This is a genomic window from Streptacidiphilus jeojiense (assembly GCF_000719095.1).
Lineage (GTDB): Bacteria > Actinomycetota > Actinomycetes > Streptomycetales > Streptomycetaceae > Streptacidiphilus > Streptacidiphilus jeojiensis.
Window position 1 is genome coordinate 124,699 of record NZ_JOEH01000004.1, and the last position, 21,750, is coordinate 146,448.

The following is a 21,750-nucleotide window of genomic DNA, read 5'->3' on the forward strand; positions in this document are numbered from 1 at the left end:
TGCGGTCAGTCCTCGTCGTCCGGGTCGTCGTCGCTGCCGCCCTTGGCATCGAGGTAGCTGACGGCCACATGGGTGTCCAGCGGGAAGTGCACCGGGGTCGCGCCGAACACCAGGCGCCGGGCCTCCTCGCCGGCCTCGGCCACGGCCGCCCGCACCGCGTCGGCGAGCTGCGCCGGAGTGTGCACGATCACCTCGTCGTGCTGGAAGAAGACCAGCCGCGGATGGTCGCCGGGGACGTCCACCGGGATCGCCGCCAGCCGCCGGCGCAGACCGGCGATCAGGGCCAGGGCCCAGTCGGCGGCGCTGGCCTGGATGACGAAGTTGCGGGTGAAGCGCCCCCGGGAGCGGGCGTCGCGTGCGGCACTGCCGCCGCTGCCGTCGGAGGTGGTCCCGAATCCGGTCCCGGTCCCGAATCCGGCTCCGGTTCCGTCGAGGTCGCCGTCGTCGGTGCTGAAGGCGCCCGCCGTCCGGTCCAGCCAGCCGGCCGACGGCGGCGGACAGACCCGGCCGAGCCGGGAGTGGACCACCCCGCCCGCCTCGCCGGTCCGCGCCGCGGCCTCGACCAGGCCCATGGCCTGCGGGAAGCGCCGCCGCAGCACCGCGACCAGCTGGCCGGTCTCGCCCGTGGTCTGCCCGTACATCGCACCCAGCAGGCCCAGCTTGGCCCGGGCCCGGTCGCCCTTGAAGGCCTCGGCCGCCAGCCCGGCGTAGAGGTCCCCGGCGGCGCCGGCGCGGATCATGCCGGGGTCGTCGGACATGGCCGCCAGCACCCGGGGCTCCAGCTGGCCGGCGTCCGCGACCACCAGCCGCCAGCCCGGGTCGGCGACCACCGCGCCGCGCAGGATGCGCGGGATCTGCAGCGCCCCGCCGCCCCGGCTGGCCCAGCGGCCCGACACCACGCCGCCGACCACGTACTCCGGACGGAACCGGCCGTCGCGGACCCAGGCCTCGCGCCAGGCCCAGCCGTGCGCGGCGTGGATCCTGGACAGCTCCTTGTAGCGCAGCAGCAGCGGCGCGGCCGGGTGGTCCAGCTCGCGCAGCACCCAGTTGCGGGTGGAGGTCAGGCTGACGCCCTGTTCGGCGAAGGCCCGCAGCACCTGGCCCGGCGAGTCGGGGTTGAAGGGCTTGCCGCCGAAGAGCCGGTGTCCGCCGAGGGCCTCGTACAGGTCCTGGGCGAGCGCTGCCAGCTTGGCCGGCTGGGCCCCGCCGCGCGGGCGCGGACCCAGCAGGTCGTACAGCAGGTCGTCATGGACCCGGGCGCTCCAGGGCAGCCCGTCGAAACCCATCTCGGCCGCGACCAGGCCGCCCGCGGACTCGGCGGCGCAGAGCAGCCGGGTGCGGCCGGGGTCGGCGCTCGCGGCGATCCGGCGCTGCTGCTCGGCGTGCACGGCGACCAGGGCCTGCAGCGGGTCCGTGCCCGGGGGCAGCCGGGTGCGGTCCGGGGCGAACAGCGAGTCCTGGTCGCCGTCGGAGGCGGCCGGTCCCTCCGGCAGGTCGGCCGGGACCGGCAGTCCGTGCAGCCGGGCCCAGGCTGCGCCGAGGGAGCGCGGCTGCCCGTAGCGGTCCTCCTGGCCGAGGAGCAGCGGCTCGACCAGTTTCACGTCGTGGCAGCGGGCCAGCCGGCCCCCCGGCAGCCGGCGGTCCACCGGCTGACCCTTCGCCAGCCGGGGCAGCAGCCGTCCGTACACCTCGTCCGTCGCGGCCCAGACCCAGCGGGGGGAGTCGGTCGCCTCCAGGTCGGCCATCGCGGCGGCGAGGTCCGGTACCCGCGTCGGACCGGCCAGCGGGGTCCCGCTCTCGTCCAGCGGCTGCAGCCGACCGCCGGGGCCGTCCTGATCCGCCGCCACCGCGACCCGCTGCGCCGCCACCTGCCGTCCTCTCGTCACGCCCGCCCGGTCGTCGTCCGCCCGTCATGTCGTCATCACGTCGTCTGCGGAACGTACCACCGGGTACTGACAGGACCGGGGCCCGGCAGCGGACGCCACGTCAGTTCCGCCGCCAGTCAATGCGGACATATAGTACATATGGTCACTTAGGGTCTTTGTGGGCGCTCAGGCAAGCTGCCCGATTCGACTCCCCTAAGGCGGCCGCATCCATGGTGGACTGGCTCACAGACCACATCTTCAAGCCCTATCCAGAGCTGCTGATCTTCCTCACGGTGGCGCTCGGATTCCTGGTCGGGAAACTCCGCTGGAAGGCGATCGGCCTCGGAGCCGTCACCGGCTGCCTGATCGCCGGACTGTTCACCGGCTGGGCGACCAATGTGAGTGTGAACTCGACCGTCAAGGCGGTCTTCTTCATCATGTTCCTGTTCGCCCTGGGCTACAAAGTCGGGCCGCAGTTCTTCCGCGGGCTGAAGAAGGACGGGCTGCCGCAGGTCGTGACCGCGGTCGTGATGTGCGTCACCGGTCTGCTGGTCTGCTACGGCTTCGCCAAGATGCTCGGCTACGGCACCGGCCTGGGCGCCGGACTGCTCGGCGGCGCGCTCACCCAGTCGGCGGTCATCGGCGTGGCCCAGGACGCCATCGGCAACCTGCCCGGGCTGAGCCACACTCAGATCACCGACCAGCAGAACCTGGTACCGGTCGCCTACGCGGTGACCTACCCGCTCGGCACCATCCTCTGCGCCATCCTCTGCGCCAACATCTTCCCGCGGATGCTGCGGACCGACATGAAGCGTGACAGTGCGATCCTCGCCAAGGAACTGGACGTGCCCAGCGAGGACCCGGACCTGGGCGCGGGCTACTACGAGGTGGTCCTGCGCGCCTTCAACGTGGACGCCGCGTTCCTGGTCGGCCGTACCGTCGAGGACTTCGAGCAGCAGCAGCAGGCACTCGGCCGCCGCATCTACATCACCCGGATCCGCAGGGACGGCCAGATCCTGGACCACGACCAGCGGACCGTCGTGCAGCAGGGCGACATCCTCGCGGTGAGCGCGCTGCGGCACGACCTGGTGGAGTTCGACGCCCGGGTGCACATCGGGTTCGAGGCGGACGACATCGAACTGCTCGGCTACCAGACCGAATCGCTGCACGTGGTGGTCTCCGAGCAGGGGACGATCGGCAAGACGGTCGCACAGCTGCGGGCCGAGCCGGTGATGGTCGGGGTCTTCATCGACCGGATCTACCGCTCCGGCGCGGAGTTCCCGTACCGGCTGTCCACCACCATCGACCGGGGCGACACCCTGGTCCTCAGCGGTCCCAAGCGGCTGGTCGACCCGGCCGGGGAGGCCATCGGCAAGCCGGTGCCGACCAGCTTCGCCACCGACATGATCTGGGTCGGCCTCGGCATCTTCCTCGGCGGCTGCATCGGGATCCCGGCGCTCACCATGGGCGGGGTGCCGATCAGCCTGTCCACCTCCGGTGGCGCGCTGATCATGGGTCTGGTGTTCGGCTGGATCCGCGGCCGCTACCCCACCTACGGCAATGTGCCGCCGGGCGCGCAGTGGTTCATGGACACCCTCGGGCTGTGCATGTTCGTCGCCATCGTCGGCATCAACGCGGGGCCCGGCTTCTCCAGCGGTCTCGCCAGCGCCGGCTGGGGGCTGCTGATCTGGGGTGCGGTGGCCACGGTGGTGCCGCTGTTCGTCGGGGTCGCGGTGGGGCACTACGTGTTCAAGATCCGCACGCCGATCCTGATGGGCGTGGTGGCCGGCGGTCAGACCACCACCGCGGCCATCGGCGCCACCAACGAGGCCGCGGGCAACCAGGTCCCGGTCCTCGGCTACACCATCCCCTACGCCGTGGCCAATGTGCTGCTGACGATCTGGGGCGCGATCATCGTCGCCCTGCTGGCCTGACCCGACCCGATCTGACCCGACCCGACCCGATCTGACTCGACCCGATCTGACTCGACCTGAGTCGATCCGATCTGACTCGACCCGACCTCGCCGAATACCCTCCGATCCTTCCTGGAGTTCCCTGTGCCCAAGTCCAGCGTCACCCGCGAGGAGATGCACCGCCTCGCCACGCTCAGTCCGTTCGAGCTCAAGGGCGAGTTCATCGCGCTCGCCGAGAAGTACCAGGCCGACCAGCCCAGGCAGAAGGAGCGCAGCACCCGGGCGATGCTCAACGCCGGGCGCGGCAACCCCAACTGGGTCGCCACCGGTCCGCGCGAGGCCTACTTCGCCCTGGGCGCCTTCGCGTTGGCCGAGAGCCGCCGGGTCTGGACCGCGGACAACCTCGGCGGCATGCCCGAGCTGAAGGGCGTCGCCGCCAGGTTCGACGCCTTCGCCGCATCGCACCCGGAGCTCCCCGGGATCGCCCTGCTCAAGGACTGCGTCGACCTCGCCGCCGAGCGCTTCGGCCTGGACCGGGACGGCTGGCTGCACGAGCTCACCGACGGCATCATCGGCGACAACTACCCGGTGCCCGACCGGATGCTGGTGAACGCCGAGCAGATCGTCCGCGGCTACCTGCAGGAGGAGCTGATGGACTCCCGGCCGCCGGCCGGGGCGCAGCTCGACCTGTTCGCCACCGAGGGCGGCACCGCCGCCATGTGCTACATCTTCGACTCGCTGCTGAAGAACGGCGTGCTGAAGAAGGGCGACCGGATCGCGCTGATGGTGCCGGTGTTCACCCCCTACATCGAGATCCCCGAGCTCGACACCTACGAGTTCGACGTGGTGAAGGTGGAGGCGTCCAACTTCTCCGAGACCGGTGTCCGGGAGTGGCGCTACCCGGAGGAGGAGGTGGCCAAGCTGGCCGACCCGTCGGTCCGGCTGGTCTGCCTGGTCAACCCCAGCAACCCGCCGTCGCTGGCGCTGTCCCAGCGGGTGATGAGCCAGATCAAGGGCATCGTGGAGACCAGCAACCCGGGCCTGCTGATCGTCACCGACGACGTCTACGGCACCTTCGTCGACGGCTTCCGCACCATCGCCGCCGAGCTGCCGCGCAACACCCTGCTGGTCTACTCGTACTCCAAGCACTACGGCTGCACCGGGCACCGGCTGGGCGTCATCGGGCTGGACCGGGACAACGTCATCGACGAGCAGATCGCCGCACTGCCGGAGGCCGAGCGGGAGCGGCTGCGGAAGCGCTACGGGACGCTCACCCTGGAGCCCGACAAGATCCGCTTCATCGACCGGCTGGTGGCCGACTCGCGCCAGGTCGCGCTCAACCACACCGCCGGGCTGAGCCTGCCGCAGCAGGTGCAGATGACGCTGTTCTCGCTGTTCGCCCTGCTGCCCGCGGGCAAGGAGTACAAGGCGAAGGTGCAGTCCATCGTGCGCCAGCGGCTGGAGCTGCTGCTGGAGGGCTCCGGGATGCGCATCTCCGACGACCCGCAGCGGGCCGGCTACTACATCGAGCTGGATCTGCTGGCCGAGGCCGAGCGGGTGTCCGGCAAGGCCTTCGCCGACTACCTGCTGGCCACCTATGAGCCGGTGGAGCCGCTGTTCCGGCTGGCCGAGCAGACCGGGGTGGTGCTGCTCAACGGCGGTGGCTTCGACGGTCCCGAGTGGTCGGTCCGGGTGTCGCTGGCCAACCTGGACGACCTGGACTACCTGAAGATCGGCCACCACCTGAAGGAGATCTTCGCCGACTACCGGGCGGAGTGGGAGGCTTCGGTGAAGCAGGGCTGACGGTCGTCGGTCCTGCGGGGACGGGGCCAGTGGGACGGGGCCGGCGGCAGCGCGAAGTCGCGTTGCCGCCGGCCCCGTCGTGGTGTCCGGGCGGGGTGGGGTCTGGTCACTCGTCGTCGAGGCGTACCGGCATCAGCAGGGAGAGGGAGCGGCCGTCCTCGCGGCCGTCCTCGGCGTCGGGGAGCCGGATCGCGAGCGGGGCGACCGGTCCGCCGAGCTCCAGGACCAACTGGTCCCGGGCGGTGACGGCGAGGGCGTCCAGCAGGAACTCCCGGTTGACGGCGAAGTGGTCGGCGGGGCGGTCCTCCCTGCTCACGACGGTGAGGGCGCCGTCCGGCGAGACGCCGAGGACGGCGATGTCGAAGTCGCCGCCGTCCTGGTCGCGCCGGCTGCCGTGGACCTCGGCGGTGGACAGCGCGGCACGCAGGGCGGGCACATCCACCGGGACCCGGCGCCCCGGGGCCAGCCGGACCAGCCGGCGGTAGTCGGGGAAGTCGTGCTCCAGCACCGATCCACCGGCCTGGCTGCCGCCGGCTTCCAGGGAGATCCGGTCCAGGTCGAGGGTCAGCACCGCCTCGCCCCCGGAGCCGAGCAGTGCGCGGACGGCGTCGACCAGGGCGGCCGGCACCAGGACCTGCCGTGCCACCGGGGCTGAGCGGGCGTCAAGGGGCAGCTGGGACAGGGCGAGTCGGTAGCGGTCGGTGGCCACCAGGCGCAGGGTCCGGTCCTCCGGGTCCACGTCGAAGCAGACCCCGCCGAGCATCGGCAGTTCAGGATCGGTGCTCACCGCGAAGCGGACGGTGTCCAGGGCGGCTGCGAGCGCCTCGGCCTCCAGGGTCAGTCGTACGGGGGCGGTGTCTGCGGTCTCGGGCATCTGGTGCTCCCTCAGAGCGAGTAGGTCTCGGACTGTGGAGAGCTCACGGCGGGCGTCGTCCAGGCCGTCCTGCAGCCGGAGCAGATGCGCGTCGAGCAGCTTGCCGACCAGGGCGGTGTCCTGGCCGGCCCAGCCGGCGAGGATCAGTCTCAGGTCCGCCAGCGGCATGCCGACCCGGCGCAGCCGTGCCAGCAGCCGGGCCTCGGTGCGTTGGTCGGAGCCGTACCACCGGTAGCCGCTGCCTGGATCGACCTGGACCGGGAGCAGGATCCCCGCTCCGTCGTAGAACCGCAGGGCGCTGACGGTCAGTCCGCTGGCCCTGGCCATCTCGCCGATGCTGAGCAGTTGCTGTCCGGGATCGTCCCTTGTCTCGTTCGCTGTGCTCTCCACAGCGGTGACTCTGCTGGCTCGACCAGGTCGAGGGTCAAGCGGCGACATCGGGGGCATCGGCGACATTGGTGGCATCGGCGACCGGTCGACTCGGCGCGGCCGGGTCAGCGGGTCGGGGACAGGCCGAGGCCGGCGCCCGGGGCGGGGGCCCTGCGGATGATCACGGCCCCGCGCGGGGCGGTGATCCGCAGCCAGGCCGGGTGCCGGTGCAGGGCGACGGTCCTGGACTGCCGGAGCAGGCCGACCAGGTGGGCGGCGTGCACGGCGCGCATGGTCAGCCCGCTGGGGTGGACCTGCCGGGACCAGATCGACTCGGCCAGGGCGTCCGGGTCGGCCCCCTCCTGGCGGAACTCGGTGATCGCCGCCTGGACGGCGGCGTCCAGCAGCGCGGTGTCGAGGTCGGCGACATGCTCCCAGGAGGTGCGCGGCGGCAGCAGCCCGGCCCAGGAGGGGCCGGTGACCGGCGGCGGCAGCACCAGGTCGGCCGCGTTCTCGCCGCCCTCGGCATGTTCGGCGATGCCGTCCAGCAGCTGACCGGCCGAGACGGTGGCGTCCAGGGACTGCGGCTGGGGCTGGGGCTGCGACTGAGTCTGCAGCTGCGACTGCGTCGCCAGCGGTGCGGTTCGGACCACCAGCGGTCCGTTCTCGCCGAGCGGCAGCCGGCCGAAGACGGCCAGTGCCCCGTTCGCGGTCTGCAGCCGGACGACGGCGGCCTTGTCGTACCGGAGCAGCCTGCTGAGGAAGGCGCCCAGGGCGGGGGCCTCCCGGGGGTCGGCGAACCGGATCGCAGTCACTGTGGTCACGCGGCTACCGCTGCGGTTTCCAGGTAGTCGAGGAGGAAGGCGCGCTCGCCGGGGGTGAGCCGGCGCGGCCGGGCCGCCGCCAGGTCGTAGGGGACCACGACCGTGGAGGCCCGGACGTAGACCATGTCCGCGTCCTTGATCTCGTAGGCGACCGTGAACGAGGCGTGGCCGAGCTTGGTCAGCCAGGTCTCGATGGTGACCGGCTCCGGCCGGTAGACCAGTGGACGCAGGTAGTCGACCTCGTGCCGCGCCACAACGGAGCCCTCGGAGAAGGCCTTCTCGCCCGCCTCGCCGGCGTTGGTGAAGGTGAAGTCGATCCGCGCCTCCTCGAGGTAGCGCAGAAAGACCACGTTGTTGACGTGTCCGAACGCGTCCATGTCGGACCAGCGCAGCGGACAGGCGTATATGTGGCGGGGCACGGGGGTCTCCAGAGCGGGAGGGGAGGCGCCGGGGCAGGACGGGCTCGATACTGCCAAGTCCAAGCCTGCCCCGGCGGTGTTGCGGGTGGGTGTCGCCGGAGTCAGCCTCGGGTGAGCTTCTTGTAGGTGGCACGGTGCGGACGGGCCGCGTCGGCACCCAGGCGATCGATCTTGTTCTTCTCGTAGGACTCGAAGTTGCCCTCGAACCAGTACCACTTGGAGTCGCCCTCGTAGGCGAGGATGTGGGTGGCGACCCGGTCCAGGAACCACCGGTCGTGGGAGATGACCACGGCGCAGCCGGGGAACTCCAGCAGCGCGTTCTCCAGCGAGCCGAGGGTCTCCACGTCCAGGTCGTTGGTGGGCTCGTCGAGCAGCAGCAGGTTCCCGCCGACCTTGAGCGTCAGCGCCAGGTTGAGCCGGTTGCGCTCACCGCCGGAGAGGATGCCCGCGGGCTTCTGCTGGTCCGGGCCCTTGAAGCCGAAGGCCGAGACATAGGCCCGGGACGGCATCTCGACCTGGCCGACGTTGATGTAGTCCAGTTCGTCGGAGACGACGGCCCACAGCGTCTTCTTGGGGTCGATGTTGGCGCGGCTCTGGTCGACGTAGGAGACCTTGACGGTCTCGCCGATGCGGACCGTGCCCGAGTCGGGCTGCTCCATCCCGAGCAGCATCTTGAACAGCGTGGTCTTGCCGGCGCCGTTCGGACCGATGATGCCGACGATGCCGTTGCGGGGCAGGGTGAAGCTCAGGTCGTCGACGAGCATCTTGTCGCCGAACGACTTGGAGAGGTTGTTGACCTCCACCACGACGCTGCCCAGACGCGGGCCCGGCGGGATCTGGATCTCCTCGAAGTCCAGCTTCCGCATCTTGTCCGCCTCGGCCGCCATCTCCTCGTAGCGGGCCAGACGGGCCTTGGACTTGGCCTGACGGCCCTTGGCGTTGGAGCGGACCCACTCCAACTCCTCCTTGAGGCGCTTGGCGCGCTTCGCGTCCTTCTGGCCCTCGACCTTGAGGCGGGTGGCCTTGGTCTCCAGGTAGGTGGAGTAGTTGCCCTCGTAGGGGAAGGCCCGGCCGCGGTCCAGCTCCAGGATCCACTCGGCGACGTTGTCGAGGAAGTACCGGTCGTGGGTGACCGCGACGACGGTGCCGGCGTACTTCTCCAGGTGCTGCTCCAGCCACGCGACGGACTCGGCGTCCAGGTGGTTGGTGGGCTCGTCGAGCAGCAGCAGGTCGGGGGCCTCCAGCAGCAGTTTGCAGAGTGCGACGCGGCGCTTCTCACCACCGGAGAGGTTGTTCACCGGCCAGTCGCCGGGCGGGCAGCCCAGGGCGTCCATGGCCTGCTCCAGCTGGGCGTCCAGGTCCCAGGCGTTGGCGTGGTCGAGCTCCTCCTGGAGCGTGCCCATCTCCTCGAGCAACGCGTCCGAGTAGTCGGTCGCCATCAGCTCGGCGATCTCGTTGAAGCGGTCCAGCTTCCCCTTGATCTCGCGGACGCCGTCCTCGACGTTCTCCAGGACGGTCTTGCTCTCGTCCAGCGGGGGCTCCTGCAGCAGCATGCCGACGCTGTAGCCGGGGGACAAGAAGGCGTCGCCGTTGGACGGCTGCTCCAGTCCGGCCATGATCTTCAGCACGGTGGACTTGCCCGCGCCGTTGGGGCCCACGACGCCGATCTTCGCGCCAGGCAGGAAGCTGAGCGTCACGTCGTCAAGGATGACCTTGTCGCCGTGAGCCTTCCGTGCCTTGCGCATGGTGTAGATGTACTCAGCCAAGGTGAACCGTCCGGCGTCGTAGGGGGTTGGTTTACAGCCTTCCATTGTGCCGCACCCGGGGCGGGGCCCCGAACCCCGGTGAGGCAGGGCTCACACTCCCCGCTCGCCGCTCCCCGGGGGAGCGGCGCCGACGAGTACGGGGGCGGAGGCGGTGGCGGTGGCGGTGTTCGACGGAGCGGCGGCCGTCGGGCGCGGATCAGCCGTGATGCCGGCGCCGGGGGCGTCCTCGACCGGCTCGGTCGTCCGCGTCGAAGCCTTGGCCACCAGCTCGGGTCGCCCGCGCACGGCGCGCCGGAAGGCCGAGGTGCCCCGCGAGAGGTCGTGCCCGATCGCCGTGGCCTCGATCTCGGCGGCGTACCCCCGGGGCTTCCCCTCCCCGTTGTCCCACTCCCGGACCCGCATCCGCCCCGTCACCAGCAGCGGATCACCCCGGCCGACCGAGGCCAGCACGTTCTCGGCCAACCATCTCCAGGACCAGACCGTATAGAAACTGGTGTCCCCGTCCACCCAGACCTCTCGCTGCTTGTCGAACCGCCGGTCCGTGGCCGCCAGCCGGAAGCTCGCCACCGGCACCCCGCTCGCCGTCGTCGCGTACCGCACCTCCGAGGCCACGTGCCCCACGACCGTCACCAAAGTGCTGTTCATCGCGCCCTACCCCTGTCCGTGAGCTGCTGTCCGGAACCAGCCTGGAGCAGAACGAGGCCCCGGAGCGGCGCCGGGCGCGGAGCTGTGGACAACCAGGGGGATGTGGAAAAGGCCCTCACTCGATCGGGTGTAGTTGGCGACCGGTGCCCCAGCGTGACGGCAGCGGTGACGATGTTCTCCCGATCGACCCTGACCGTACACGCTCAGTAATCGGCTCCGACCATAACGGCTGAGGCAGCAGCGCCGTAACGAGTGGACAACAGCCCGCCCTCTGGGCTCCCGCACCGCTGCGCCCAAGGATCCCACCTGCGATTATCAGACCGCCCAAGCGGGGGGTTACGGCCTACACCACCCCGCCGGCACACCAGGTGCAGAGCCGACCGGCGCTTATCCTGTCCCACGGCAGGACCCAGCCCGGCCCACCAACCCCGGCCTCTGTCCAGCCCCGCCCCCGTAGCTCAGTGGATAGAGCAGGTGCCTTCTAAGCACTTGGCCGCAGGTTCGAGTCCTGCCGGGGGCACCTCTTCTTCCCTCCTTCGTTACCGCCGTTCAGCCTGGTCAAGGCCCTGGTAGGCCGCTTGCGAGAGCAGCCGGACACCTTCCTATCGAAGGCGCCGGTGTCCGGCCGCGTCCGGTGAAAACCGGCGGGCTGCGGGTGTCCACGGCGTATACGCGGCGAAGTTTGAGGCTCAGCCCTCGGGCGGGGACGCCACGGTGACACCGGTCGTGAGCCGCTTCAGTGCGTCGGCCGCCTAGCCGTCGATCACCTTGGCGTACGTGGTGAGTAGCAGGGCAACGCTGGTCCCGGCCCATTCGGCTACCTGGGCTGGCGGCGTGCGGTTGTTGAGCCACTCCGTCAGGCAGGTGTTGCGGTTGTCGTAGACGCGCCTGCCCAGCGGCGAGGCGCACTCGTGCGGGGTGAGTACCTCCTTACGGGCGCGCGTCCATGCGCGACGGTAGACCCCGCCGGCGAGTGGGCCGCTGAATTCGCCCTTGAACATCAGATCGGTGGGCTTCAGCCGTTCGCGGACGACGTGGGCACGGAGGATCTTGACGACGTCTGGATGAATGGGGACGCCGCGGCTGTCGCCGATCTCGCGTCCCTTCAGCGCTCGCTCGTCATGGCGCTTGCCGGAATCGGTCCAGTGGCGGCCGACTTCCGGCGTGGCGGTGTGGACGATGATCTCGCCCCCAGCCTTCCTCCGGTAGGTGGAAGTCGGCCACGCGCAGGGCCACTGCTTCTTCCGGGCGGCAGCCGCAGTAGCGGAGGGTGGCGAAGAAGGTATGGAGCCGTTTGCCGCCGCGCGGTCGCCTGTAAATCCAGCCCAACAGGGCGGCCCCCCGGCGGCAGCATCCAGGTAAGCCCGCTTGCGGACTCGCTGCCCTCACTCAGCGAGCACATCCAGCAGCACCTCGCCGATCGGACCGTTCCTTGGTGGAACGAGGACCGCGAACCTCACTTCCACTGGCACCGCACGCACACCTTCAAAGCCGAGACACCCGTGTAGCCCTGACGCGGGCAGCGTCCGACTTGGACGTCCCCTATGGGCGCGGTCATGCACGGCACACTCGGGCTTCGATCCGGGGACTGGTGCACCCGTCGAAGGAACGAGCGCTAAAATCGCGAACACTGTGATCCTGTCCTCCTGCGATGTACCGCGCTGGTCGGGAGAAGATCAGTGGCGGAAGTCGAGTTTTGTAACAGGGGGTACAACATGCCGGGCATGCCAAGTAATGCGCAAACCCTCATCATGCGGATTTACGAAGCGTGGAAGGAGGATAACCTTCCGTCTGCTGAGGATGCTGTAGCCTTCGAGGCCTTCGCTTCCGAATTGGCCCTTCGATCGTACGGCCTCGGGCTAGAGGAGGTGGAGGCCGGCATCGTAGGGGGTGGACAGGACGGCGCAATCGATGCTGTCTACGTTTTCTTTGATGACGGCCTGCTGGACGAAGACTCAGATGTGGTCACATCTTCGAGCAAGCCGAGCGACTTCGGGCAAGACAGGAATTTGGAGCTTTGGGTAGTCCAAGCGAAGAGGACGTCGAACTTCACTGAAGAAGCCATTGAGAAGCTGGAAGGAACGTTCCGGCGACTCCTGGACCTTTCACAGGCCCTCGATTCATTTGCAGTTCTGTACAACAGTAAGCTCCTAAAGCGCTTTGGGCTATTTCGCGACGCTTGGGAAAAGTTGCTGGTGCGCCGACCCAAGATCAGCGTCAATGTGATCTATGCCGCCCCAGGTGACTCGCGGAATATCACCCCGCAGCTCGAAGCAAAGATCCATTCGCTCAAGCAGGTGATTCTGAGTACGGTGCCCGCTGCGGAAAAGATTTCCGTAGACCTCCTCGGAGATAAAGAGCTTCTAGCCCGTTACAATGAGCGTCCCCCTTACACGCTCGCTATGAACTACCAGGAGAGCGCCACGAGTGGTCGATCGCACGTGGCACTCGTCAGGCTACGCGACTACTTCAACCTGATTGTCGACGAGCAGGGTAGGCTGCGGCGCCATCTGTTCGAGTGGAATGTCAGAGACTATCAGGGAAATGTCTCGGTCAACCAAGAGATTCGGAAATCGCTTAGGTCTGCGGAGAGTCCCGAGTTTTGGTGGATGAACAACGGCGTCACTCTAATCTGCAGTGAAGCCACCAGTAACGCGAAGACGTATTCGCTGTCGAATATTCAGATCGTCAATGGCCTGCAAACAAGCCACGAGATCTTTGAAACTCTTAGAGACCCGGTTGCGCCGGAGGTCGGGGAGCGGATGCTGCTCGTCCGTATCATTGTCACGGATGTCGCAGCAACGCGAGATATGGTAATCAGGGCCACTAATCGTCAAACCGCCATCACGGACGCCTCCCTGCGCGCGACGGACGAGGTTCAGCGCAACATTGAAGACTACTTCCTAACTCATGGCTGGTACTACGACAGACGTAAAGGCTTCTATAAAAACGAGGGAAAGGATCCGTCGAAGATTGTCAGCATCCAGTTCCTTGGGGCGGCGGTCACGGCGATGGGCCTTTCTCGGCCCGATAAGTCTCGCGGAAAGCCTACTTCCCTCCTGAAGAACAACGACGACTACTCGCAGGTATTTAATGCCAGTGTCGATCTAAGTATCTACCTCTGGGCCGCTCGACTTCAGCGACAAATCGATGGCTTTATTTTGTCAGAGGCTGCCGAGGCGAATATTGTCCAGAAGAGTAACCTCAAATTCCACCTGGCGATGCTCATCGCCGAGCAGCTCAATGGGGGCGAGCGGGTTCGGCGGCCACAGCAGCTGCGCAAGCTTGCAGTCGAAGGGGCTCAGGTTGGCGACGCGCAGCTCAAGTCGGCCTTTGAGGAACTTAAGGTTTGGTCGGCTGACTACCTGGAAGCCGAGCAGATGATTCTGGAGAGGGCCGCGAAAACCCAGGCCTTTAGCAACTACTTGCTTGGTCGAGCAAGCAAAACAAGCGAATAGGCTCAGCTGGCCGTCAGTCCAGAAAGGTCCTGGCCAGAGCCTTGGCCAGGACCCTCCGCGGTCCGGGGATTGCCAGCTGCGGACGCTATATATCTTGCCATCATAAGGCCGGCATCAACAGATCAATATCAGAAGCCAAGTCCTGGCAGATTAGTCTTAAGTCGCCTGTGCAGAGCCGTCAGCACGGCATCTTGACTCCCTTGCCCAGCGACCGCCTTTTGTGGGGCGATATCAAGTGCGGCCTTACTTAGTGTAGCGGCATCGGTTCCGATGACCAATTCGACCGCCAGCGGCGCTGGGCTGCCCGCTTCTCCTGGGAGATTTGCTACATCGAAGACGTAGATCCAATCGCTCGGATCGGATCCCGAACCGTCCCAGAGTCGCTGTGTCCCGTCGGCCTGCTCCACAATTTCAGGATCGCCCAGAAATGGTCTCCATGAATCCCAGACCGGTTTTGGGAGTACGAGAATACATCCTACAGAGGATTCTCGCTTAGTGGCTTGAAACTTAAAAGCTACCTGATAGAAGGTCCGCTTGAAGACGTTGGAAACGTTTGGGCCCTCTACCCTTTTCCCCGCCCATTGAGGGTTTTCGGATAGCTGATGATGAAAATCTTCGGGATGTAGATTGAGTGCATTGGTAAGGGCGTCAACGGTCTGCTTGTAGGTACCGTGCGTATCGGTGGTCTGGAGTTCAATTACACCGTACTTCCCTAGGCTGACGGACTGCATGGATGGATACAGCCCCTCCTGGCCAGGCAGAAGCTCTACCACGGTGACGTCGAAGGACATAGCCGGCGAACCGGATGTCTTGGGGAGGCCGATCTCGCCGCCCAACTTCCCCTGAAAATAGACAAAGACACGAGTTTCGCCGCGGCCTACTTCAGCGATCAACGCGTCCCGCTCTGAGGGTGAATCCAGGACCGGCGCTGGGCGGACGACGACGTGAACCGACTCTCCGATGCTGAAGAGGCGCCGAACCATCTGTCGCATGAGCCTGTTGTCCAATGCGCGGAATGGACAAACCAGCCAGTCCTGACGGCTCCCGTTGCTGGTAGAGCTGATGGTGCACACACCTGCTGAGTTTCGCTTCGCTGGGTCGTCCTCGCTGCTCTTCACGCATCGCTGGGGGGACCCGAGGGCCTGGCTCAGGAACGGGCACCGGTGCGCCTTCTGGTCGCTCAGGGCGGCGGGTGACCCCGAGACCACAGGGAAGACCCGGTGGCCAAACCACTCCGAGACGTGCGGACGGCCGGCGCTGGCGTAGGCGGTGCTCGTTTCGAAGATCGAGTTTGGCATGCGCGCAGCCTATGCCAACTGCTGCGCTCAGTCCGGAGTTTGGTCTAAACAAGAACTCCTTGTTCCACCAGCTCGCCGTGTGAGCCGATCAAGGGCACGGGGCGACGGCGGAAGGGGTGGTCAAGGCGCGATCCGGGGTTGCCTTCGAGGCAGTTCCTGACCTCCGTGGCAATGGCATGGGCGAGCGGCACTGGTACCGCGTTACCCACCTGTTCGTACTGGCTGGACCGAGTGCCCTCAAAGCGGAAGCGGTCTGGGAAGCCCTGGAGACGTGCGGCCTCGCGAATTGAGATGGTCCGATTCTGTTCAGGATGGGTGTATTCGCCCGTTTTGGGATCCCGGAACCGAGTGACAACCGACCGTGGGATGCCTTCCCAGGTCATGCGCCGGTAGCGGCGCGTGTGGTCTTTACGGAGGGCCCGCTGCATCCCCGGTGGCAGCATCTCGTGGGGTAGGTCGCGCCAGTCCTGGCCCGGACGCAGAAGCGCCAGTCGCTCCAGGTTGGCCTGAGTCAGCTTGGCGGCGTAGTGGTTGTAAAGCTCGTCTGAGAGCCCCTCGCGCATGCTCTTCTGGTAAGCGCTCTGGGGTTTGCCGCTATAGAGCTCTACCTGTTCGCCAGCCATGACGGCAGGTAGGTCGCCCAAGGCCTGGCGTGTGGTCACAAAACCGTCCAGCTCGTGCGGACGAATCGTGACGTTGGGAAGGAGTTCCCCGATGCGGTTCTGACCGTGCGTCGGAGAGGGGAAGCCGTACCCGGCTTGGATTTCAAGGTCCCGACGCCACGCGATGATAATCAGACGCCAACGCATCTGAGGTGCTCCGTAGCTGGCCGCCAGTAGCTCTGCGCACGCGGCGCTGTAGCCCCGGGCATTGAGGCCTTCCAGGATGGCGCGGAGGTACGCGCCCCCTGCCAAGCTGACGAGGCCTGGGACGTTCTCGATGACGATGGCTCGGGGCGCGAGCTCTTCGGAGAGTCGTAGGACCTCACGGAATAGGTTGTTGCGCTGATCCCAGACGACCCTGGAGCCCAACATTGAAAAGCCCTGGCAAGGGGGACCAGCGAAGAGTACGTCCAGCTCACCTGGCTTGAGTCCAGCCGTCTGAAACACCTTTTCGGCATCCATGGACCGTAGGTCCGCTGCGATGAACTCGCCAGGAAGATTTGACCCATGGGTTTCGCCGTACACCGGGTCCAGGTCCACGGCCAGGCGCAGATCGAACCCTGCCTGAACCAGTCCGAGCGATGCTCCGCCGGCACCGCTGAACAAGTCGATCGCAGTCGGAGGTGCACTAGCAGCCGTACGACCACTAGTGATCTTGGTGTCATGCATGCCTGATCCTCACTGACTGGACGGTGAGACTGTCGCCGGGCTTGCTGCGCCAGCTGCCCTCCTAGCGTGCCATTCTCACCTGGAACGGTCGTGGTCTCCACCATCACTGGCCACCTGGTGTCCTCTTTGGCGTGAACGGACCATCTACTCACTACCAACCCCAACGCTTGACCAGGACTCCTTGGCCAACCTTGGTCAAGGGTCTTCTGGCTGGCCCAACTGATGCGCCTTGGCAGGAACCAGATCGAGTCCAGGACCGCGGTGGCTTTGGTAACGAAATGATGACATCGCCAAGGTTGGACCCGTCGATCTACCTCAGCGCAAGGGCTGCGGTTCTAGCCGAAGGATGGTTTTCGGGGCCATGTGTGCGCCCCACCCAATCATGCGTGCCAGGGTCCGTAGGCTGGCGAACTGGCAGGAGGTCGTGTCGCGGGGCCTCCTAGGACCGTGCCATCTTCAGGTCAGGTGAGCTCGGACGGCCTCCGCGATGAGGTCGTATGGGCCGATCCCCCGACGCGTCGCTTCCGCGATCAGGCGCTGGTCCAGGTCGTCGTCCCATGCCTTGCGCATGTGTTCGAAGTTCGCCCGTTTGGTGATCCAGCGGCAATTCTCGGGGCTGTAGCCAGCGTCGGGGTCGACGCGGTCGCATTCCAGGCCGTCGGCATAGCCGTGGTCCAGGGCCCAGCCCCGGAAAGTACGGAAGTCCTTGCGCCACTGCTCGCAGACGGTGATACCCCGGCCTCCATAGCGGTGCCAGGCCGGATGCGCGGGCCGTCCGCATCGATCCTTCATGCCCGCCCAGATGGTGTAGAGGCGGATGCTGTCGGCGTCCTTGGCGAGCGTCGCGGCTGCAGGCTCCTCTTTGGCCCGTTTGCGCTTGGCCGTGGTCACCCCGTGGGTGGTCAGCATCTTGGACATGATGTCGCGCTGGAGGCAGCCGCAGGAGCCTGAGCTTCCATTGAGGAGATTGTTGGCGGCCACGGTTTTTGTCTGACCGCAGTCGCATACGCAGTCGACGACGGAGTGGCGGGTTCCGTTGCGTCGCTCCTGGAGATGGGGCGCTCCTAGCGTGGTCCAGCGCTCGAAGCGCGTGCCGACCTTGATCCGCACAGTGCGGTAGTTGCCGGTGCGCTTGGTGCCGGCGAGCGCGGCGATGCTTTCCGCGCGGGCACAGCCGCATGAGCGGGAGCGGTGAAGTACGTTGTGTTCACGAAGTCTGCGCTTCGTCCCGCAGTCGCAAATGCAGTCGTAGAGGGCTCGCTGGGCGTAGGGCCGTCCGGGGATCGGCTCCCAGATTTGGGTCACTCGCGATGGTCGGCCGCCGGAGCGCGTGCGTTAGGGTCTGGGCGGACATCTATCGCACGCTCATGCGATACACCGCCACGTCAATGGGGGATTGACCGCTGATGACCGGTTTCAAGACGCCGCCGCTGGGCGACTTCCAGACCTACTCGGCCTTGCTCAGGCAGCAGGGCGGCCACCTGGCCACCCTCGGCGGGTACGCCACCGGACAGTGCGCGCAGACGGGCGGGCTGGACGGCCTGCTCTACCCGCTGCGCCCGGTGGTCGGGCAGGTCTCGCAGTTCTTCGAGGGCAAACTGGCGCAGTGCGGACGCGGTATGACGCTGGTGGCGGGCAAGGCGGACCGTACTGCCGCTGACTACCGGGCCGCGGACGCCTCCGCCTCCGCCGACCTGCGCCGGATCTACCCCTCCGCGATCAGCGGCTTCCCCGATCTGGGCGCGATCCCGAGCGCGCATCTGGTGGGCAATTTCCAGGACGAGGGGGTCAGCCCCAAGGAGCCGACCAGCGCCGCGGCCGACGAGGCCACCAATATCAAGCACCAACTGCGGGCGCTCAAGCTCCAGTTCAAGGGCGGCGAGCTGGCGGGGGCGGAAAAGCTGTTCAAGTGGTGCACTGGGCAGAGCCTGATCGCGCTGCTGCTGGACCCGCTCGTCGGCGACTACGCCCGACTGCTCTACCTGCACGACGCCTACGTCGAGTTGGGCAACGGCGTCTACACGGTGGCCGGAACGCTGCGCAAGGGCTCCTGGGCGTTGGGCACCGAGTGGACCGGCGCAGCGGCAACCGCCTTCGACTCGTACCTGTTCTCCTGGAGCATGGGCGTCGGCGGCCTGGGCGACGTGGCCCAGCTGACCGCCAAGGTCTACAAGGATGCCTACGACGCGGTGGTGGCCCTGGTCTTCACCGGGCTGGCGATGATCAACTCGGCCATGCACGAGTTCGACGAACTGGCCAAACAGGCAGCCGAGACTGCAGCGGTGGATGCCACCATCGAGGTGGCGGGTGGCGGCCCCGAGGACCCGGTGGCGGATGTGGCCGCTGGAGCGTTCACGATCTGGAAGCTCTACAAGATCTACAAGATCGTCCGCACGATCGTGGGCATCATCAGCAAGATCGAGAAGGTGTACCACGCGATCACCGAGGCGATCGACGCGATACCCAAGGAGGTCAACGCGGTGCTCGCCGCGCTGAACGCGCCGCTGCCCACGGTCGGCAGCCTGATCGACGACGTGGAGAAGAAGGGGTTCACCTTCGAGCAGAGCGGTGGCTGGAGCCCCACGCTGGGCGCGGCCCGACTGGCGATGCTGCCATCGGCCTGACTTCCCGGACCCGACATGTGACGGGTGGTCAGTACCGCCCGGAGCACTACGCCCGACCCCGCCCCGCCCCGCCCCGCCCCCGACTCCACCCGCTGCCCGCTCCTGAGGAGGACCCTGTGCCTGACGACCCGTCCGCATCCAAGGCCGCCCGTGTCGGCGACTACCTGCTGGCCGCTCAGACCGACCGCCAGCGCGACCTGAGTGCCCGCATCTACGATCGGCTCAAGGCCGGCGCCGAAGTGGACGACGTTCGCGATCTGATCGAGGAGCTCAGCCGGACCGGCGCGGAGGACCTGCGCCGCTACCGGGTGGCCGGGCAGCACCAGGGCATGGACCGTGGCAGCAACGGCAACGGGGTGGTCCGGTGAATGACGGCACGGCTCCGTGGGAGCAGGCCACCGAGTTCGAGGTCGTCTTCACCTTCCGGGTGAAGCAGAGCAGTTGGCTGGTCCAGCCGAAGGGCGGTGGGACGCCGCTGCTCAGGGGGGTGCGGCCGGGCGGGCCGGAGTCGGTCCGCGCCTATCTGGTCGATGCCGGTCCGGCACTCGACCAGCGGGTCGGCGCCGTCGGGCTCACCTCCGCCGCGGATGCGGAGGGCACCCGGATCGGCACCGTCAGCCAGATGCCGGGTGCGATGTTCCAGGACGACGTCTGGACGGTTGTGCAGACGGATCTGGGTGCCTTCTCCGCCAAGCCGGTGGGCCTGGCCAGCCGGGCCCGGCACACGCCGCTCACCTGGGGATTCACCGAGAACGTGGCCGATCTGGTGAGCAGGCACCGGCTGCGGTTCAGCAGCGGGGAGAGCAAGGGCTTCGAGGTCGGCCGCCGCGCCGGCCTCCGCTCCCAGTACGACGTGAAGGTGCTCGACTCCCGAGTCAACCGGCTGCTGGTGCTGGCTACCGTCGTCCACTTCGACTCAGCCTACGGCGACGCCAACGTGGGCAAGCTGGTCCCCTCCATCACCGGCCTCTTCCGCCGCTGACAGCTCCGTAGTCCATGGCCGGCCGGTGCGACCTGACCTGAACTGACTGGCGGTCAGGTCAGGTCAGGTCGCGCCCGACTCCTGGGAGGGACGCGGCACCGCCTACGGGGCGGTCCCGTCGGCGGGCCGGATGTTCTGGTTGACGTGGAAGGTGTTGTCGGGGTCGTAGCGGCGCTTGACCTGGGCGAGGCGGTCGTAGTTGCCGCGGTAGGACGCCTTGACCCGGTCCTGGCCCTCGTCCATCAGGAAGTTGACGTAGGCGCCGCCGGCCGAGGTCGGGTGCAGTTCCTGCCAGTAGTCCTGCGCCCACTGCGAGATGAGGCCCGCGTTGGCCGGGTCCGGGTCGACGCCCACGATCACTCCGGCCCAGCCGCCGTCGCGGTAGGCGAAGGCGGTCGCGTCGGTGGGCACCCGGGCGGCGGCGCCGTCGATGGGGTAGAGGTGCATGGTGGAGTGGCCGGTCGGCAACTGCTCGCCGTGCTTCTGGTGGATCTGGATCGCCTCGTCGGAGATCTCGTCGAAGAAGTCCGCCCGCCAGTACCACTGCAGCCCGGCCGGGTAGAGCCCGTCGAACGCGCTCTGCAGCACGTTGAACGGCATCTCGCCGACGCCGACGAGCAACGGCTCGCCGAACGTCCGGACCGGTTCGAGTACCTTGTCGGCCTGGTCGTGCGGTCCCGTGTAGCACCAGACGATGGCGCACGCCTTGCGGCCCCAGAGCGCCTCCGGGAACGGGGCGGCCGGAGGGATGGTGAGCAGTCCGATCCAACCGCTCAGCTCCTCCGGCAGTGACGGCAGCAGTTCCCGGTACCAGCGCATCACCTCGGCCGTGTCGGCGAAGTCGTACAGCACCGGGCCGCCGATGATCGTGCCGCCCTCGCCGATGTCGTGGCAGCGGAACGTGAACGAGGTGACGACGCCGAAATTGCCGCCGCCGCCCCGCAATGCCCAGAACAGGTCACTGTGGGAGCTCTCGTCGGCCGTCACGAACGTGCCGTCGGCGAGCACCACATCGGCGGACAGCAGGTTGTCGACCGTGAGCCCGAAGCGTCGGCTCAGGTAGCCGATACCGCCCCCGAGCGTCAGGCCGGCCACCCCGGTGGAGGCGAGGAAGCCGGAGGGAGTGGCCATGCCGAAGGCCACGGTGGCGTGGTCGACGTCGCCCCAGGTGCATCCGGCGTCGGCGCGGACGGTGTGGCTCTGCGGGCTGACAGTGGTGCTGCGCAGCAGCGAGAGATCGATGACCAGGGCGTCGTCCTGGACTCCGAGACCGGCCGCGTTGTGCGCACCGCCCCGGACGGCGATCTCGACACCGTGCTCGCGGCCGAAGCGCACGCAGGCGATGACGTCGGCGGTGTCCCGGCAGCGGGCGACGGCGGCCGGGCGCTTGTCGATCATGGCGTTGTAGACGGCACGCGCCTCGTCGTACCCGGGGTCCCCCGGCGTGATCAGGTCGCCGCGCAGGACGGCGGACAACTGTTCGTACGCAGTGGCGGCGATGCCGGCCGGTGTGGTGCTCATGTCGCTTCCCCCTTGGATGCGTCGCTCGATACCCGAGCGCCAGCGACGTTAGGCCCCA

At 67.6% G+C, this 21,750-nt stretch carries 17 protein-coding genes and 1 tRNA gene; 7 read left to right on the forward strand and 11 right to left on the reverse strand.

What is annotated here, in order from left to right:
* Positions 1 to 5: 5 nt before the first annotated feature.
* A complete protein-coding gene (locus IF29_RS0105530) occupies positions 6 to 1,868 on the reverse strand; it encodes a bifunctional 3'-5' exonuclease/DNA polymerase (RefSeq protein ID WP_232242035.1) in 1,863 nt (620 codons plus the stop codon).
* Positions 1,869 to 2,095: 227 nt separating this feature from the next.
* Between IF29_RS0105530 and aspT the strand changes: the two genes are divergently transcribed.
* A complete protein-coding gene (gene aspT, locus IF29_RS0105535) occupies positions 2,096 to 3,799 on the forward strand; it encodes an aspartate-alanine antiporter (RefSeq protein WP_030250367.1) in 1,704 nt (567 codons plus the stop codon).
* A gap of 123 nt (positions 3,800 to 3,922) precedes the next feature.
* On the forward strand, positions 3,923 to 5,581 hold the full coding sequence (locus IF29_RS0105540; RefSeq protein ID WP_030250370.1) for a bifunctional aspartate transaminase/aspartate 4-decarboxylase: 1,659 nt from the start codon (positions 3,923 to 3,925) through the stop codon (positions 5,579 to 5,581).
* A 106-nt stretch (positions 5,582 to 5,687) separates the two neighbouring features.
* Here IF29_RS0105540 and IF29_RS0105545 read toward each other — a convergent pair whose 3' ends face one another.
* From IF29_RS0105545 to IF29_RS0105565, 5 genes are all read right to left on the reverse strand, one after another.
* Entirely contained in the window at positions 5,688 to 6,782 is a 1,095-nt protein-coding gene (locus tag IF29_RS0105545; RefSeq protein ID WP_030250374.1) for a DNA polymerase III subunit beta family protein, read from the reverse strand.
* A gap of 167 nt (positions 6,783 to 6,949) precedes the next feature.
* On the reverse strand, positions 6,950 to 7,648 hold the full coding sequence (locus IF29_RS0105550) for a DUF8010 domain-containing protein (protein WP_051724931.1): 699 nt from the start codon (positions 7,646 to 7,648) through the stop codon (positions 6,950 to 6,952).
* Positions 7,645 to 8,067: an acyl-CoA thioesterase gene (locus IF29_RS0105555; protein ID WP_030250381.1), complete on the reverse strand. Its 423-nt coding sequence runs from the start codon at positions 8,065 to 8,067 to the stop codon at positions 7,645 to 7,647. Before IF29_RS0105555 ends, IF29_RS0105550 begins: the two co-directional genes overlap by 4 nt.
* Before the next feature lie 101 nt (positions 8,068 to 8,168).
* The gene (gene ettA, locus IF29_RS0105560) at positions 8,169 to 9,833 is read right to left on the reverse strand and encodes an energy-dependent translational throttle protein EttA (protein WP_030250384.1); all 1,665 of its coding nucleotides are present in this window, start codon (positions 9,831 to 9,833) and stop codon (positions 8,169 to 8,171) included.
* Positions 9,834 to 9,923: 90 nt separating this feature from the next.
* Complete coding sequence (locus IF29_RS0105565; protein WP_084713598.1) at positions 9,924 to 10,478, reverse strand: single-stranded DNA-binding protein; 555 nt, start codon at positions 10,476 to 10,478, stop codon at positions 9,924 to 9,926.
* Positions 10,479 to 10,925: 447 nt separating this feature from the next.
* On the opposite strand from IF29_RS0105565, the gene IF29_RS0105570 reads away from it, so the two are divergent.
* Positions 10,926 to 10,998 (forward strand) — tRNA-Arg (locus IF29_RS0105570).
* A 232-nt stretch (positions 10,999 to 11,230) separates the two neighbouring features.
* Here IF29_RS0105570 and IF29_RS43220 read toward each other — a convergent pair.
* Positions 11,231 to 11,479, reverse strand: coding sequence for a hypothetical protein (locus tag IF29_RS43220; protein WP_051724932.1), 249 nt, complete (start codon positions 11,477 to 11,479; stop codon positions 11,231 to 11,233).
* 678 nt (positions 11,480 to 12,157) lie between these two features.
* Between IF29_RS43220 and IF29_RS0105580 the strand changes: the two genes are divergently transcribed.
* On the forward strand, positions 12,158 to 13,936 hold the full coding sequence (locus IF29_RS0105580; protein ID WP_030250390.1) for an AIPR family protein: 1,779 nt from the start codon (positions 12,158 to 12,160) through the stop codon (positions 13,934 to 13,936).
* Between the two features lie 128 nt (positions 13,937 to 14,064).
* Here the strand turns inward: IF29_RS0105580 and IF29_RS45845 are convergent, their stop codons facing one another.
* From IF29_RS45845 to IF29_RS45850, 3 genes are all read right to left on the reverse strand, one after another.
* A complete protein-coding gene (locus tag IF29_RS45845; protein WP_157623619.1) occupies positions 14,065 to 14,829 on the reverse strand; it encodes a PDDEXK family nuclease in 765 nt (254 codons plus the stop codon).
* A gap of 449 nt (positions 14,830 to 15,278) precedes the next feature.
* Complete coding sequence (locus IF29_RS0105585) at positions 15,279 to 16,565, reverse strand: DNA cytosine methyltransferase (protein WP_084713600.1); 1,287 nt, start codon at positions 16,563 to 16,565, stop codon at positions 15,279 to 15,281.
* Between the two features lie 456 nt (positions 16,566 to 17,021).
* The gene (locus IF29_RS45850; RefSeq protein ID WP_157623620.1) at positions 17,022 to 17,870 is read right to left on the reverse strand and encodes a hypothetical protein; all 849 of its coding nucleotides are present in this window, start codon (positions 17,868 to 17,870) and stop codon (positions 17,022 to 17,024) included.
* A 101-nt stretch (positions 17,871 to 17,971) separates the two neighbouring features.
* Between IF29_RS45850 and IF29_RS0105595 the strand changes: the two genes are divergently transcribed.
* From IF29_RS0105595 to IF29_RS0105605, 3 genes are all read left to right on the forward strand, one after another.
* Positions 17,972 to 19,189 (forward strand): hypothetical protein, encoded by a 1,218-nt coding sequence (locus IF29_RS0105595; protein WP_030250397.1) that lies wholly within the window; start codon positions 17,972 to 17,974, stop codon positions 19,187 to 19,189.
* Between the two features lie 116 nt (positions 19,190 to 19,305).
* Complete coding sequence (locus tag IF29_RS0105600; protein ID WP_030250399.1) at positions 19,306 to 19,557, forward strand: hypothetical protein; 252 nt, start codon at positions 19,306 to 19,308, stop codon at positions 19,555 to 19,557.
* A complete protein-coding gene (locus tag IF29_RS0105605; protein WP_030250402.1) occupies positions 19,554 to 20,171 on the forward strand; it encodes a hypothetical protein in 618 nt (205 codons plus the stop codon). The genes IF29_RS0105600 and IF29_RS0105605 overlap by 4 nt, the downstream gene beginning before the upstream one ends.
* A 102-nt stretch (positions 20,172 to 20,273) precedes the next feature.
* On the opposite strand, the gene IF29_RS0105610 is transcribed toward IF29_RS0105605, so the two are convergent.
* Entirely contained in the window at positions 20,274 to 21,692 is a 1,419-nt protein-coding gene (locus IF29_RS0105610) for an FAD-binding oxidoreductase (protein ID WP_030250403.1), read from the reverse strand.
* Between the last annotated feature and the right edge of the window lie 58 nt (positions 21,693 to 21,750).